The 13,840-nt window shown below is 60.6% G+C and carries 14 protein-coding genes and 8 pseudogenes; 19 read left to right on the top strand and 3 right to left on the bottom strand.

Annotated elements, in window-relative coordinates; translation table 11 throughout:
* Positions 1-288 precede the first annotated feature (288 nt).
* A complete protein-coding gene (locus NKH37_RS07380) occupies positions 289-804 on the bottom strand; it encodes a hypothetical protein (RefSeq protein ID WP_353040883.1) in 516 nt (171 codons plus the stop codon).
* 363 nt (positions 805-1,167) lie between these two features.
* Here NKH37_RS07380 and NKH37_RS07385 point away from each other — a divergent pair, with 363 nt between their 5' ends.
* The 14 genes and pseudogenes from NKH37_RS07385 to NKH37_RS07450 all read left to right on the top strand — a co-directional run bounded on the left by NKH37_RS07385 (position 1,168) and on the right by NKH37_RS07450 (position 9,096).
* Complete coding sequence (locus NKH37_RS07385) at positions 1,168-1,350, top strand: DUF3606 domain-containing protein (RefSeq protein ID WP_031195005.1); 183 nt, start codon at positions 1,168-1,170, stop codon at positions 1,348-1,350.
* A 123-nt stretch (positions 1,351-1,473) separates the two neighbouring features.
* A pseudogene (gene xth / locus NKH37_RS07390) lies at positions 1,474-2,236 on the top strand (exodeoxyribonuclease III).
* A gap of 16 nt (positions 2,237-2,252) precedes the next feature.
* Positions 2,253-2,483 carry a hypothetical protein gene (locus NKH37_RS07395; RefSeq protein ID WP_023722182.1) on the top strand — a complete coding sequence of 77 codons (231 nt, stop codon included), beginning with the start codon at positions 2,253-2,255 and terminating at the stop codon, positions 2,481-2,483.
* Positions 2,480-2,794, top strand: a complete 315-nt coding sequence (locus tag NKH37_RS07400; RefSeq protein WP_352496216.1) for a hypothetical protein — start codon at positions 2,480-2,482, stop codon at positions 2,792-2,794. The genes NKH37_RS07395 and NKH37_RS07400 overlap by 4 nt, the downstream gene beginning before the upstream one ends.
* The gene (locus NKH37_RS07405) at positions 2,791-3,414 is read left to right on the top strand and encodes a cysteine hydrolase family protein (protein ID WP_023722180.1); all 624 of its coding nucleotides are present in this window, start codon (positions 2,791-2,793) and stop codon (positions 3,412-3,414) included. Before NKH37_RS07400 ends, NKH37_RS07405 begins: the two co-directional genes overlap by 4 nt.
* Before the next feature lie 20 nt (positions 3,415-3,434).
* Positions 3,435-4,283 (top strand): NAD(+) synthase, encoded by an 849-nt coding sequence (nadE, locus tag NKH37_RS07410; protein ID WP_352548619.1) that lies wholly within the window; start codon positions 3,435-3,437, stop codon positions 4,281-4,283.
* A gap of 271 nt (positions 4,284-4,554) precedes the next feature.
* The gene (locus NKH37_RS07415) at positions 4,555-4,764 is read left to right on the top strand and encodes a hypothetical protein (protein WP_084643038.1); all 210 of its coding nucleotides are present in this window, start codon (positions 4,555-4,557) and stop codon (positions 4,762-4,764) included.
* Positions 4,765-5,747: 983 nt separating this feature from the next.
* Positions 5,748-6,697 (top strand): annotated as a pseudogene (locus NKH37_RS07420) (IS481 family transposase).
* 75 nt (positions 6,698-6,772) lie between these two features.
* Entirely contained in the window at positions 6,773-7,054 is a 282-nt protein-coding gene (gene cutA, locus NKH37_RS07425) for a divalent-cation tolerance protein CutA (protein ID WP_023722176.1), read from the top strand.
* A gap of 4 nt (positions 7,055-7,058) precedes the next feature.
* Positions 7,059-7,323, top strand: a pseudogene (locus NKH37_RS07430) (hypothetical protein); the annotation flags it as partial.
* 444 nt (positions 7,324-7,767) lie between these two features.
* Entirely contained in the window at positions 7,768-7,995 is a 228-nt protein-coding gene (locus tag NKH37_RS07435; protein ID WP_023722175.1) for a hypothetical protein, read from the top strand.
* A 125-nt stretch (positions 7,996-8,120) separates the two neighbouring features.
* Entirely contained in the window at positions 8,121-8,255 is a 135-nt protein-coding gene (locus tag NKH37_RS07440; protein WP_156948257.1) for a YHYH domain-containing protein, read from the top strand.
* A gap of 193 nt (positions 8,256-8,448) precedes the next feature.
* Complete coding sequence (locus NKH37_RS07445) at positions 8,449-8,625, top strand: hypothetical protein (protein WP_023722174.1); 177 nt, start codon at positions 8,449-8,451, stop codon at positions 8,623-8,625.
* A 126-nt stretch (positions 8,626-8,751) separates the two neighbouring features.
* Entirely contained in the window at positions 8,752-9,096 is a 345-nt protein-coding gene (locus tag NKH37_RS07450) for a hypothetical protein (RefSeq protein ID WP_023722173.1), read from the top strand.
* A 55-nt stretch (positions 9,097-9,151) separates the two neighbouring features.
* On the opposite strand, the pseudogene NKH37_RS07455 reads toward NKH37_RS07450, so the two are convergent.
* A pseudogene (locus NKH37_RS07455) lies at positions 9,152-9,939 on the bottom strand (class I SAM-dependent methyltransferase).
* A gap of 66 nt (positions 9,940-10,005) precedes the next feature.
* Between NKH37_RS07455 and NKH37_RS07460 the strand changes: the two are divergent.
* The 4 genes and pseudogenes from NKH37_RS07460 to istA all read left to right on the top strand — a co-directional run.
* A pseudogene (locus tag NKH37_RS07460) lies at positions 10,006-10,212 on the top strand (hypothetical protein); the annotation flags it as partial.
* A 350-nt stretch (positions 10,213-10,562) separates the two neighbouring features.
* On the top strand, positions 10,563-10,814 hold the full coding sequence (locus tag NKH37_RS07465; RefSeq protein WP_023722169.1) for a DUF982 domain-containing protein: 252 nt from the start codon (positions 10,563-10,565) through the stop codon (positions 10,812-10,814).
* A 453-nt stretch (positions 10,815-11,267) separates the two neighbouring features.
* Positions 11,268-11,513 (top strand): DUF982 domain-containing protein, encoded by a 246-nt coding sequence (locus NKH37_RS07470; RefSeq protein ID WP_352496211.1) that lies wholly within the window; start codon positions 11,268-11,270, stop codon positions 11,511-11,513.
* A 969-nt stretch (positions 11,514-12,482) separates the two neighbouring features.
* A pseudogene (gene istA / locus NKH37_RS07485) lies at positions 12,483-13,037 on the top strand (IS21 family transposase); the annotation flags it as partial.
* On the opposite strand, the pseudogene NKH37_RS07490 reads toward istA, so the two are convergent.
* Positions 13,038-13,317: pseudogene (locus NKH37_RS07490) on the bottom strand (RES domain-containing protein); the annotation flags it as partial.
* 13 nt (positions 13,318-13,330) lie between these two features.
* Between NKH37_RS07490 and NKH37_RS07495 the strand changes: the two are divergent.
* Positions 13,331-13,702, top strand: a pseudogene (locus tag NKH37_RS07495) (MarR family winged helix-turn-helix transcriptional regulator); the annotation flags it as partial.
* Positions 13,703-13,840: the final 138 nt, after the last annotated feature.

The raw sequence follows: 13,840 nt of genomic DNA on the forward strand, positions 1-13,840 counted from the left end.
CGCCGTGTGTCCGCCGCTCCGCTAAACACGGGGGCTGCGCGGCGGACACGCCGACGTCACAGCTACTGCCACGCCATTTTTGCAGAACTTGACGCACACAACTACAGGATCCTAACCGTCCTACAATATCCTCGGGGGTGTGGGGGCAGACAGCCAGGCAGACAGCCCCCACGGGGTAGCTCACCGCCCCAGCCGGCGCAGGAGCCGCCAGCTGAAGTAGAGCAGGGCCCACAGCACGGCCGAGGCCTGCCAGCTAACTGGTGAGCGTGACGGTCAGGCCGGCGAGCGTCAGCGCCGAGGCGCCGAGCACGGCGAGGAGGCCCCGGAACCCCTGCCGAACCGCGCCGACAGGCGCGTGAACCGGCCCATGTCCGCCGCGGATGTCCACAGCTTCAGAACATCCGCCGTGGCGCGGTAGCCTTGCGCCTTGGCGACGATGCCGAGGAGGTCGGCGGCGGCTGTGCGCAGGGTGGCCAACGGGGCAGGGCGCAGCACGCCCCCAAGCGTGGCGCAGGCGGCGGCGAGATCGCCGGCCCTGGCGAGAGTCACCGTGGCGCGCAGCGCCTCGCCATCGACGGCGTCGCCGGCGAGCCGCACCAATTCGCCACGCAGCGGCTTCGACAGCCGGCCGCCCTTGCTGGCGGCCTTGAGAACCGTGGCCCCGACGCGTGCCGGCGTGGTGGCGCCGAGGATGGTCACCGTGACGACCGCGATGGTGAGCCCGACGGCGGCGAGGCCGAGGATGACCGGGTCATAGGCAGCGCCGTCGACATAGGCGCAGCCTTCGTGGATCAGGTCGCGCACGTCGCCGATGCCGGATGCATCGGTGACCAGGGCGCCAGCCAGGCAGCGGGGATTGTCGCGTCGCCGGTGGCGGCGCCGCGCCAGGTATCCCTGGCGACCCGGCCGAGGTCGGTGGCCTGCGCCGCGCGATGCGGTCGCTCAGGCTGGCGGGCAGGGGGTGCAGCTGGTCGGCCAAGTCGTGCAGGCTGGCGGCGAGCTCGGGGGCGTCGTCGGTGAGCGCCTGGTCGACTGAGGGCCTCGAATACATGGGCTGATTCAACAAACCCGGCCTGGATTCGGTTCCATGGCCCGCGCGTCGAAGGATTGAACCGGAAGAGTCCGGCTGCGTTGTTGGGACTGGAACGGCAATCCTCGGAGGAAGAAATGGCAAGCACTGGAACAACACGTGGACGCAATCAGGACCGTGCCAGGGTCGCTGGTGGGCAGGATCATGAAATGAAGTACGAGGCGGGCAAAACCGGCGCCAGCAAAGCTGACGTCAAATCGGCAGTGAAGTCGCTCGGCAACAGTCGCAAGAAGGTCGAAGACGAGCTGGGCAAGAAGTGAACCTCGGCCGCACAGGATGCCGGCGAAGTTGGCGATACCAAGAGCTGGGGGTTCAGCGCAACGGGATAGGCCACGCCCCCCTGCGCGCCGGTTGCCGCCAGTATCTCATGAGGGGGCATGCACATGACCCGCATCGCCACCTTCAATGTGAACGGCGTCAACGGCCGGCCGCCTGTGCTCCTGAACCGACTACGACATCATTTGCCTGCAGGAATTGAAGACGTCGGACGACAAGTTCCCTGTCGATGCGATCAGAGAGGCGGGTTACGGCGCCATCTGGCACGGCCAGAAATCCTATAACGGTGTGGCAATCCTCGCTCGCCGAATCGAGCCGGTGGAACGTCGACGCGGCCTACCGGGCGATCCAGACGATACCCACAGCCGCTATATCGAGGCCGAGGTAGATGGGATAGTCGTAGGCTGCCTCTACCTGCCCAATGGCAATCCAGCGCCTGGCCCAAAGTTCGACTACAAGCTGCGCTGGTTCGATCGTCTCATCAGCTACGGCCAGCATTTGCTCGACGACGGGGCACCAAGCGTTCTCTGCGGCGACTATAATGTTGTTCCAACCCCAATCGACGCCGTGGTGCCGAGGCGATGGCTGGGCGATGCGGTCTATTTCCCGGGGAGCCGGCAGGCCTATGCCAAAATGCTCAAAGGTGGCTGGATCGATGCCGTCCGGCGCATCCATCCGGAGAAGGGCATCTACACCTATTGGAATTTCTCCTACCGGGGCGGCTTCGATCGGAGTTCCGGCCTGCGCATGGACCATCTCCTGGTGAGCCCCTCTCTTTCCGACCGGCTGCGTAATGCCGGCGTGGATGTCGAGCTTCGCGGGTGGGAGAAGCCAAGCGACCATGCGCCGGCCTGGATCGAACTCAATTGAACCACGAGGAACACGGATGGTCGAACCGGATTATCCCGAAATGAACGAGTCAATCGACAATATCTCTCTCTACGCGGCCGGCGGCTACAGCTTTGCGGTTGAGACGCCCCAAGAAGGCCGGACGCAGAACGCCCACGATGCTGAGACCAGAATGTTGCGAGCCAAGAAACTGCTCACTTTGGGTTTCGCGTTGCCTTTTTCGTTCGGCTTCTCGGTTCGACGCAAGCTGACGAAGGTGATCCAATGAAAAATGTCGCTGCTTACGGATCCCAATCTTCCGATGGGCTCACTGCTGCGGTGCCGCGTCCTCGGAGGAATCGCGGCGGATGTGTCGAGCGGGGAACCGCCAAACGCAACAACCGCCTACTGGCGGCACCGCTCCTGCTGCACCAGGATCATCCACCATATGAGTTCGCCTACATGCCACTGAACAAGCTCAAGAATATCGAGGACTACTTCGTCGGCTGCCAAGTCGCCGAAGGCAAGGAAGCGAAGATCGTGGGTCATCAGGACAAGTCCGAGGCGCAGAGCATTGTCAGGGAGGCGGTCGGGCCTTGACGAAATTGGACCAAGCCCTGCGGTTTGGACCGCTTCGTGAGCGCTGGGTTCACCTCTGCGTCGACATGCAACGGATGTTTGCCGAGGCGACTGAATGGCACACGCCGTGGATGGAGCGTGTATTGCCCAATGTCGTCGCCCTCGTCGAACTTGATCCGGCGCGGACGATCTTCACCCGGTTTATTCCCCCTCAATCTCCCGACGACGCAGTCGGCGCCTGGCGGCGGTACTATCACAAGTGGGGGACGATGACCCGCGATCGGCTCGATCCTCAGCTGATTGATCTTGTTCCGGAACTGGCGCGGTTCGTGCCGCCCGCTTTGCTGGAGGACAAACCCGTCATGTCCGCTTGGCACGGGTCACTGCATGCTCGCCTGCGGTCTGCGGGCATTGATTCACTCATCGTGTCAGGCGCGGAGACGGAGGTTTGCGTGCTCGCCACTGTGATGGGGGCGATCGATCTCGGCTACCGGGTGGTCATCGTGGCTGATGCGGTATGTTCCGGAGCTGACTCGACCCACGATGCCATGCTCGCGATCTATGAGAGCCGCTACGGCATGCAGGTCGAGACGGTGACCACCGCCGACCTCCTGGCCGCGCGGCTGGACGGAATGTTGTGACATCAGGAGCACCACTGCGCATGACGGAACAGGAAATGATCATCGACGGGTTGGGCGTCACTCCGAGTTTCGATGTCGCGCTGGAAGCGCGCCGGCGCGTGGACTTTCTCGTCACCTATCTTCGTGCATCGGGCCTCAGTGCGTATGTGCTGGGGATCAGCGGCGGAGTGGATTCACTCGCCGCGGCCCTTCTGGCTCAACGGGCCGTCGAGGAACTGCGAAAGGCGGGATACGAGGCAAGATTCGTGGCGGTTCGTCTCCCGTACGGCACTCAGGCGGACGAGAAGGACGCCCAGCGAGCTTTGGACACCATAGGAGCGGATGAAGTGCACCGGGTCGACATCAAGCCGGCTGCCGACGCGATGCTGGATTCGATCAAGCTGGCCAGTGTCGAGCTCGGCGATGCCGGCCGCGAGGATTTCTTGCTTGGCAACATTAAGGCGCGTCAGCGCATGATCGCCCAGTTCGCGCTCGCGGGCGCCACCCGAGGGCTGGTCATCGGCACCGACCATGCGGCTGAGGCATTGATGGGCTTCTTCACCAAGTTCGGCGATGGTGCCGCCGACATTCTTCCGCTTTCCGGGTTGAACAAGCGCAGGGTTCGCGCTTTGGCAGCGCATCTGGGCGCTCCGTGTGAACTTGTTGACAAGATCCCGACCGCCGATCTGGAGAACCTCGTTCCGCTTCGGCCGGACGAAGATGCATATGGTGTCTCGTACGATCAGATCGACGACTTCCTCGAAGGCCGAGAGATCGACGAAGCGGCGCGCACGCGCATACTTCATGTGCATTCCAGCACAGCGCATAAGCGAGCGCTTCCGGTCACAGCCATTGCCATGACTAATTCGCCATTGCCGCATCGCCAATAACTGCCTCACGATGCACGGCCGACGTGCTCGCCGCAGCCACCGCGAAGCCGAGCCAGAGCCATTCCACGCGAGAATGGTAGGGCCTGCGCGAGGCTCAAGACGTCCCCCTTCGCCCGCGCCCAAACTGCCCGACGGCTAGCCGGCATCATCGAAAACAATGAGATGTAGGCGCGACTGCAGAGTGCATTATTTAATCGATTGACTCGCGGAATGCACCGGCAGTTAATTTCCCCGGTAGGGCAAAAGAGGGGCCACGAACTGGGAGCAAACGATGACTGTGCAAAAAGAAGAGGACTATCGAACCAACAGAGCCGACTATGCCATTGCTGCGACGCATAGCCGAGCGACCGCTGAAGGCGATCGCCACGATTTACTGGCAAGAAGAAAGTCGCTGTGGGTAAAAGATCGACGATCTGCAAAATTGGCTGCAAACCCGTCGGAAAGCTCGCCAGAGCCGAAGGCCAAACCGCGCGGTTATTGAATCAACGCCAGTCACTTCGTCCTGCTATCGTCAAGCGCGCCCCTGCGGGGGGCGGCGCTTTGCAGTGCATAGCGGCCGAAATGGAAATCGGCGGATCGGGTCTCATTACGATCGTGCTGCGCGAGTGGCTGGAAACTAACGCCTAGCTGCCAAGGCGGGAGATCGACGAAAACGGATGGGGACGCGTAGACGCGTCTTCCGCGATCGCGGAATTACCTGAAACGCCAAGCTCGCTACTATTCACGTGGCGGACCCCAACCCGCCAGGCCGGCGCCGCCAAGCGTTCTTACCCCACGCCCCCAGAGGCGCCGGCCGCCTTCAGAAGGAAGGCAGCCGAGTTTGCGGGTTTCTGACACTGCATCGCCGGTCATGTCAGCAGCGTGTACTCTCATTCAGAAGAGGAAGCTTACGGCAAGTGCCACCACTCTCCGCGATTGGCTCACAGCATCCTGACACTTGCGGGTTCGGTCAGATCAGGCATGGCGCTTGAAGGGTCCGGCAACCTGTTGGCGTCTGGTCCAATCAAGCAATGCGAGCCATAAGGCCGTTGGCAACCGCGACCTATAGCGTGCTCACTGGCGATGTGTTCTGTGGATGGCTCCCGTTGAAAGAGGCAATTCGTTGTTCTGGCGCATTGGTTGGGTGCCTGTTCATGCAGCCATTTGAAGCTGCTGGCCCTGATGGGGTCGGCGACGCTGCTGCTAGCCGCAACGTGCACACCGCGATCCATGACGCGCTTCGCCTATGCGCGATACTTTGTAGCGAAGCACAGGTTTGTCGAAAGGAGCGAAGTCCTTTTGCCATTTCAAGAAGCGGGAATTGCCGGAAATGCGAGTGGGCGTATAGCTACGATGCTGACCATGCCTCACCCCCTTGAAAGCCCGGGAGAGGGCCGGCAGCGGGTGGTCGCCTTTAAGGTGGCCTAAGTGTTTGATCCCGAGCTTTGATGGTGCATTCTTTTCTTCCGAATCGAAGGAGGCACTATGGGCCAGGTTCTTCACGGCAGCGCCACGACGACAGAGGCAGTCCGTCGAGCAATCAAAATAGTCAAGAGAGCCTGAGAGCGCTGGCGAAGCGCTACGGGATCAACCAGAAGACGGTCATCAAGTGGAAGGGGCGGACGTCGGTCGCCGATGTGCCGACGGGGCCGAGGAACCCCTCCTCGACGGTGCTTACGATCGAGGAAGAGGCAATGATCGTCGCCTTCCGGCGGCACACCTTGCTGCCGCTCGATGATTGCCTCTACGCACTGCAGCCAACGATTCCGACCCTGACGCGTTCATCCCTGCATCGCTGCCTGCAGCGACATGGGATCAGTCGCCTGCCGGAAGTCGAAGGCGACAAGCCGGCCAAGATCAAGTTCAAGACCTATCCGATCGGCTATTTCCACGTCGACATCGCCGAGGTGCAGACGGCCGAAGGCAAGCTGTACCTCTTCGTGGCCATCGATCGGACCAGCAAGTTCGCCTATGTCGAGCTGCACAAGCGGGCCACAAAAATGATCGCGGCCGAGTTCCTGCGCCATCTCACCCCGGCGGTTCCCTACAAAATCCACACGATCCTCACCGACAACGGTATCCAGTTCAAAAACCGCGAGCAGGACCGCACCGCCATGGAGCACATCTTCGGGCGCACCTGCCGGGACAGCGGCATCGAGCATCGCACGACCAAGGTGAAGCATCCCTGGACCAACGGACAGGTCGAAAGGATGAACCGAACCATCAAGGAAGCCACCGTCAGACGCTTCCACTAGGACAGTCACCAGCAGCTCGAAGCCCATCTCGCAGACTTCGTCAGCGCCTACAACTTCGGACGCAGGCTAAAGACCCTGAAGGGACTCACACCATACGAATTCATCTGCAAAATCTGGACAAAAGAGCCAAAACGATTCAGGCTCGATCCTCTCCATCAAATGCCGGGACTAAACCCTTAGGTCACCGGCGGGCGGAGCTTGCGTTTTTCTTTCGGAAGGGAAAGTCTCGCGCGAAATGAAGGCGGGAGATTTGGGATGCGCAGTCGGGTGATATTCTCTTTGGCAATTCTGGTTCTGTCCGCAGTTCCGGCAGGAAGCAGCCTCTTTGACAAGAGCACATGCATGCAAGGTGCGAGCAGAATCGCGCGCGATTTAGCTGACCATTTCAATGGCGTCAGCGAGCGCTTGGCCGCCTGTGTCAACTACATTAACGACAGAGAGGTCGAGAACCATAATAGTCAGCAGGAATTGCTCCGCGAGTTGGCGCAGCAGATTGCAGCGTTGGAGATTAGAGTCAGCGAACTTGAACAGCGCTAGTCGAATGCCCCGCCAATCTATCGCTGAAGAGCTTGAAAGCGCCGCCGACCGCATCGCGGACATCTCACGCGCGGATCTGCAGGGCATCCTGCGCCGCGCCGCATTAATGCTTAGAAACGTCTCCGGCGCCCGCAACGGAGGACGCTCTCAACTCCATCGCGGCTGAAATGAAAATCAGTAGATCCGACCGCATTCAGATCGTGCTGGAAACCAACGCCTATCTGCCGGTCCGGGCGATCGATGAGGAAAGCGAGACGGACGGCAGCGCGCAGGCTGGTACGGGACCTCTATGCAGAAGACCCGCCGCTACATTTGCGAAGCGACGGGCCTCCGCCCCATTCCCCCATACCTGACCTTGCAAGTGCGGTGCCAGACGCATTGACCCATTCCGGGGCACCTTATGGCTTCTACACAGCGGAATTTCCACCACGTACGTCGTTCGCATGTTTCGATTCTATTAGCCTGAGCGCATGTATTCGCCAGCCAGGCGAGCACCCCCGAAGGCTCGCTGGTCAGGCCCAGCGGCCTCCAGCTGCCAGTCCCCCCGCAACCAAGCCGCTGGGCCGTCCCCGTTAGGGCGAAGCGCTAAGACCTTGCTTGCACCGCTCAAATGAATGGCAATTTTCCGTCTGAATGCGTTTACGGTCCATTGTCTGCGACCAGCATGGGTGTCGCGTGGGAGGCACAGTAACTCCCCTTTTAAAGGCGTCGAGATGCTACGAGCACCGCAAAGCCAGTTCCTGAGACCTGAAGATCGGGCGATCTGCCAGCGGGTGGTCGACCAAATAACCGCCGACGCTAAATGGTACAGCACCTCGATAGACGGTCAGATTCTGGCCTCGACGACGCTGACTCTCTTTCAATCCGGGGTCGTCAATGAAACGAATTTGCTGGCACATGTTCGCGCGCGCCGCCACGACTTCACTAAGCTGACCGGCTAGCTCTTCACCTTCGGCGTGATCTCTTCGATCTTGGCGCCGGCCCCCGATCTAGCGCGCCTCCGGCAAGTTGCTTGGACCTCTCCTGCAAAGATACTTTGGTGCAGATTAATTGAGGGAGGGCTAAAATGAAATGTGCAATTCTGGCCGTATTGGCGGCTTTGACCTTGGCTTTTGCGACCAGCGCCTATGCACACAGCGGCGGCACCGACAGCAATGGTTGTCACAAGAACCACAAGACAGGCGACTACCACTGCCACTGACTATGCGGCCCTCTGAATGACCCGCCTATCTGTTGCGGAAGAGCTTTGAAAGCGCCGCCGACCGCATTCACTTCCCTCCTCGTCATGACGAACAGTGTTCGTTCGAATGATGCTATTCCGTTGCCTTGAGCGCAAGTTTTTGATCAGCCAGCACAGCGCCTCCTCTTAAGCTTGCTGGTGGTCAAGGCCCGCGATGAAACGGCCAATCAAATACGACCCCAAGCGCCACGTGCGCTACGATCCGGACCTGCTGCCCCGCACGGGGCACAGGTACAAGCCAGCCAAACCGGCCCACGATGCCGTATGGTGGCCCAATGTCATCTCGGCAATTGCTATTGCCGGTTTCTTCCTCACGTTCATCTGGAGCTAAGACAATGCTACCTTTTGTGCAGGCAGATGGCTCTCAGGCAGGCCGTGCTCAGCCTTTTGTGCAAGAAGTTCGTACCGCGGGTGCTCATTCCGTAGTTCCTTCGTCCCTGAAATCCTGCAACGACGCGTGCCGCAAGTCGTCCTCGCCGCGCAGATGCTTCACACGGCCAATGACTGGCGGCTGGAGAGTTTCCCGACGCTTGCGCAGGCCCAGGGCGCTGCAAGCCCGACCTCGCTTGCGGCGGAGGTCGCAGGCAAGGTCTGGCTGTTCACGCTCGGACCGAAGGATGCCAACTGCGCGTCCCGCAGTTCACGCTTCAGTAGCGAAGCCTGCTTTCACCACACGCTAGCAAAGCGCGAGGCAACCAAGAAGCCCGCGCCTCTGGCGGGGAGCGCGGGCCCGATCGGGTTGCGGCCCGATCTGCAGCGGGCAGTGGAGGGAGCGTGCCTAATGGTCACAGGCAATTATTAGAAATCCCTAAAGTTCCACCCTGACTAGAGCGACCGACGCCGGCGCGCCGAGGAGTTTACTTTGGCTTTGTCGCGCAGATCGCGAAGCGGTGCTGGGTGGCGCGTTCGAGCGCCTTGGGCCAACTCATCTGTTGAGCTTGGGCGCGATGGATCGCAACCAGTTTCCAGACGACGACGGGCTGATCGAGCCCGGCTTCGGCCAGCAGGCGCCCTATCTCTTCCGCCCGTGCGCCGCCCGAGAAATAGACACGGGCAAGAATGCTCTGGTGGCGTCTGGCCATGGAGGCGAGGTCATTGTCCACGACCCGCGACTTGCCGGTTGTGAGCTTCTCCCAAAGTTCCCGCAAACTCGTCGCCCAGTTGCGGCTGACAAAATCGCCGTCGATGACCAGCAGCTTGCCGCCGGGCTTCAGCAGCGAACCATTCGGCAAACGCGGCCTTCGGCTCCACCAGCGTCCAGACCAGGTGACGAGTGGCGATGACATCGTAGCTCGCCTTGTCCTCGAGCGTCCGCTCGGCGTCCCCTATGATGAAGCGTATACCGGCGCCGCGGTTTTGTGCCTTGGCGCGTGCCTTGGCGAGCATGGCTTCTGAGCAGGTCGAGGCCCGTCAGCACAAACCCCAGATCGTGAATCTAATGCGAAATCACGCCCGTCCCACAGGCGAGATCCAACGCCACCCGTCCGGCGCCGGGTCCGAGGTGTTTGCTTATGAGCGCATCCGATGCGGCGCGCTCCTGCTCGGAAAAAATCTCGTGACCGACCTGCAGGTCGAAGGTCTCGGCGCGATCGGACCAATAGTCCCGAATTTCGTCGCGCAGCGAATAGTTTGCGTGAGCCGTCATCACCCGAAATGCTCTCCCCCAAAGCGGTACATTGGAATTGCTCTAAAAGATAATTCTTGATTACACCTCCGGTTCGCCGACAAATGCATCGTTATCGCCGAGGGCCGGATGTTCGCCTGCGGCACGCCGGAAGATGTCGTCACGCCGGCGCTCTTGCGTGATGTGTACCGCGTCGAGGCGCGGATCGAGCGCTGCTCGCGGGGCATCGGTCATGTAATGGTGGATGGCGTCGCGGACGAAACGGCAGCAGCTTGGCGGTTCCAACTTCTCTGACGGGGATTGTTAGGGCCTCGCCAGTGGGAAACGCAGGGCGCGCGCGGGGGGCCTCGCGCGAGCCAGTTATCCGATCACCCGCCCAGATTTTTGTATCAAACATTCTGGCCCCCTTAAGGAACAAATCCGCTCGAGGTGCAGTTCGGTCCTTTTAAGATGTAGGCCCGAATCTGGTTGAAATCGATAAAGCCAAACAGAAGGTTATTGCCGAAGTTGTGCGGCGGTGGATCACCTCAGAGGTAATCCGCAATTACCTTCGCAACATGCTAAATCTGCCTGTAGAACGGGAGCTGCCGGCTGAGCAAAGGTATTTGCTGGAGGAACTTGATAGGGCCGACAAAGAGTGACGTATGGCTCTCCACTGGTTCAACCCTCCGGTCCCTGTCAGGACCGAGCGTCCCGGGATCATCCGCAACGTCAACAACGCCGAGAAAGCCGGCGAGGAGCTGATGAAGTGGACCAAGCGTGGGCCTTGCTGGGACCTCGCGGTGCGCGTTTGCATGGCCGTGATATTCGACGAGATGGGAGCTGAGGAGGCCCGTAAGGCATTCCTGGCTGCCGCTAAGGAGGAGGGGACGTTACTTCCCCCCAACGGCAAATAGCTAAATTCGATTGCAAAGTCAGTCTCTAGCCACGAGGGCCCGCCGCCCGTGAGAAAAGCGACGGACCCGACAGCGGGTGCATCCACGAAGAATCGACCGCTGCGAGTTCTAAACCCGCGAAGGCCTGCGTTGTTCCCTTATCAGCGGAGGCTGCAACTGGGTTGGTCAGCAGCCTCTTGCCGCTCTAAGTTCATCCTCATGGGTCCCTTCTGGTTCTCTCCACCGATCTACGTGAAGACGAAACGTCCAGGCATTCGCCATGGGGTCAGCCACGTCGAGGGAGCCGCCGAGGAACTCATGGCGTGGGACACAAAGGGCCCGAGGTGGACCAAGGCTGTCCAATCCTGCGTCGATGCACTCGAGGGCAAATCCTCCCCCCCAAGAGGTCCGTGAAGCCTTCGAGGCGGCTGCCAAGGAGGCCAACGTGTATCTCTCCCCTGAGTAGGAGGTATCATGGCAACCCATTGGTTCGTCCCTCCGGTGTTCGTGAAGACTGAAACCGGTGTCAGGCATGGCTGCAACAATGCGAGGGCAGCCCTTGAGCAGCTCAAAACGTGGACCCGGAGAGGACCCTGCTGGCATAAGGCGGTGACGCTGTGCCTGTCAGATCTGGAGGGCGATTCGATTGACCCTCAGGTGGTGCGAAAGGCCTTTGAGGCTGCCGCAAAGGAGGCCAAGATGTATCTCTCCCCTGAGTAGGAGGTGTCGTGGCAACCCATTGGTTCTCCCCTCCAGTGTACGTCAAGACCGACCGACCTACGGGTCTAACAATGTCGAGGGTGCCGCCGAGGAACTCCTGAAGTGGACCAAGATGGGACCTAAGTGGCGGAAGGCTGCACAACTATACATCGACGCGCCGTCGAGGATCGGGCGACCCCGGAGGAGGCCCGTAAGGCCTTCGGGGCTGCTGCTAAGGAGGAGGGGATGTTCGTGCGAAACGTTGGCGAATAGATTCGCTAATTCGGTGCGTTAGCCTACAGTCATGAAGTCGCCAGCCAACTGTTAGGCAGCCGGCGATTGAGAGGGTGTCGTACTCTCGCCTCGTGAGGTGAGATGTTTAAGCGCTACGTCGGCACAAGCGCATTTTATCCGAATGATCTTGCGCTACTCCAACGAGTGTTCGACGAGATATGCGCAGACGGCAACCACGATGCAAGCTCGGGCGACGCTGAGATAATCGCGTCTACGCTATTGCAATTGTTCCAAGACGGAATGACTGACGAAGCGGCCTTGCTCGCTGAGATGCGCTCACGGCAACGCGACTTTATCCGTCATACTGGCTAAGCATCAGGAAGGGTCTCCCGTGTCCCTGTGCCCCTCGGCTGCGTGATCGGGCACTTTTTGATCTAGCCATCGACAGCAAGCTGCGTGGCTGTGATCTTGTGAAGCTTAGGATCGGCACGTTAGTCGCAGGTCCCGAAATTCGGACTCGCGCGATAGTGTTTCAGCAGAAGACAGGTCGTCCCGTTCAATTTGAGTTGATGGCTGACGCCCGAGCGAGCCTGCTCGCAGGGCTTGAGCGGCATGGGGGGGGACAGTCGAAGACTTTAGCTGTGAATCGGCGTGCAAAATTGACCCCATAAGCCGGGGAATCGGCGTCCAATTTTGCCCCCCCTGATGCTTTGATTTGCGACCATCGGCTCGTCGTGGCGAGCGGATGGTGTGGGGATGAAGTCGGTGGATACGATTGCCCGGGTTCGGCGCGCCTTCCATGTGCAGGGATGGTCGCTCAAGCGGATTTGCCGCGAGCTGCCTGTGTCGCGGAACACCGTCCGCAAGATTCTCAGATCCAATGAGACATCGTTCTCCTACGAACGCGAGCGGCAGCCCAAGCCGAAGATCGGTCCGTGGCAGGATCAGCTTGACGGGTTTTTGAATGGCAACCGTGGCAAGGCGGCGCGCGAGCAACTGACACTGATCCGGATTTACGAAGAGCTTTGCAGTCTCGGCTACGAGGGTGGCTATGACGCCGTCCGCCGCTACGCGAAGAGCTGGGCGAAGGCGCAGGGGTCGGCGACGGCGGACGCCTATGTGCCGCTGTTCTTCGCGCCGGGCGAGGCCTACCAGTTCGACTGGAGCCACGAGATCGTCCTGATCAACGGCGTGACGGTGACCGTGAAGGTCGCCCATGTCCGGCTCTGCCACAGCCGCATGATGTTCGTCAGGGCCTATCCGCGCGAGACGCAGGAGATGGTGTTCGACGCCCATGACAGGGCCTTTGCAAGTCATGTGGGCAAGGGCGGCGGGATCCATCCCTTCAGCTTTCAGGGCGTCCTCATCCCGGCTATCAAATATGCCCTCAATCTCGGCGTCATAGGCAAGCAGGGTGGTCGGCTGAAGGCTGCCGCCTGATTGGCTTCCCTCAGCGCCGCCACCCCCGATAGCGAAGAATAGAGCGCTGGTACGCCCTTTGGATCGAATCGTCCTCGGCGCCGCGGCCCGACAGCGGATGTCGCGCATAGATCGCTTGTATCGGCGGCGCATCGGATGTGCCCCCTCCAATGCCATCAGGGGCAATGTCGAAGTGGCGCTTTCGGCGGTGCTACTTCCGGCAAAGGCAGCATGCCCCCTTAGAGATCACAACCAGACCCGAGGACCTCCCGGCGGCTTCCGGCGGGATTCGGCGGCCTGATCAGCAGCTCTGCTTTGCGCTCTATTCGGCAAGCGGGCTGATGACCCGGCTTTACCGGCCGCTGCTCGATCCGCTGGGGCTGACCTACCCGCAATATCTGGCGATGCTCGCGCTATGGGAGCGAGCGCCAAGCACGGTGGGCGAGCTTGGCGAAGTGCTTGGGCTTGATTCGGCGACGCTGACGCCGTTGCTCAAGCGGCTGGAAGCATGCGGCCTGGTCACACGCCGTTGTCATCCCGTCGCACCACGTCGCGTGTCGCTGCACGTGCGGGGTATGAAGAACTTAAGCCGCTCATTGAGCTGGGAGAAAAAACCGAAACGTTCGAGCAACGAATGAGCGCGGCCCGCAATGCGGCGGCCCTACAAGCATGATTAAATTGATCTGGATGGTTAG

The organism is Mesorhizobium sp. M1217 (assembly GCF_040318275.1).
Taxonomy (GTDB): domain Bacteria; phylum Pseudomonadota; class Alphaproteobacteria; order Rhizobiales; family Rhizobiaceae; genus Mesorhizobium.

Bases quoted from the DNA above. Each gene is read 5' to 3' on its own strand.
- NKH37_RS07385 (WP_031195005.1), top strand. From the start codon at position 1,168: ATGGCAAGCACTGGAACAACACGTGGACGCAATCAGGACCGTGCCAGG.
- NKH37_RS07395 (WP_023722182.1), top strand. From the start codon at position 2,253: ATGGTCGAACCGGATTATCCCGAAATGAACGAGTCAATCGACAATATC.
- NKH37_RS07400 (WP_352496216.1), top strand. From the start codon at position 2,480: ATGAAAAATGTCGCTGCTTACGGATCCCAATCTTCCGATGGGCTCACT.
- nadE (WP_352548619.1), top strand. From the start codon at position 3,435: ATGACGGAACAGGAAATGATCATCGACGGGTTGGGCGTCACTCCGAGT.
- NKH37_RS07415 (WP_084643038.1), top strand. From the start codon at position 4,555: ATGACTGTGCAAAAAGAAGAGGACTATCGAACCAACAGAGCCGACTAT.
- cutA (WP_023722176.1), top strand. From the start codon at position 6,773: ATGCGCAGTCGGGTGATATTCTCTTTGGCAATTCTGGTTCTGTCCGCA.
- NKH37_RS07435 (WP_023722175.1), top strand. From the start codon at position 7,768: ATGCTACGAGCACCGCAAAGCCAGTTCCTGAGACCTGAAGATCGGGCG.
- NKH37_RS07440 (WP_156948257.1), top strand. From the start codon at position 8,121: ATGAAATGTGCAATTCTGGCCGTATTGGCGGCTTTGACCTTGGCTTTT.
- NKH37_RS07445 (WP_023722174.1), top strand. From the start codon at position 8,449: ATGAAACGGCCAATCAAATACGACCCCAAGCGCCACGTGCGCTACGAT.
- NKH37_RS07465 (WP_023722169.1), top strand. From the start codon at position 10,563: ATGGCTCTCCACTGGTTCAACCCTCCGGTCCCTGTCAGGACCGAGCGT.
- NKH37_RS07470 (WP_352496211.1), top strand. From the start codon at position 11,268: ATGGCAACCCATTGGTTCGTCCCTCCGGTGTTCGTGAAGACTGAAACC.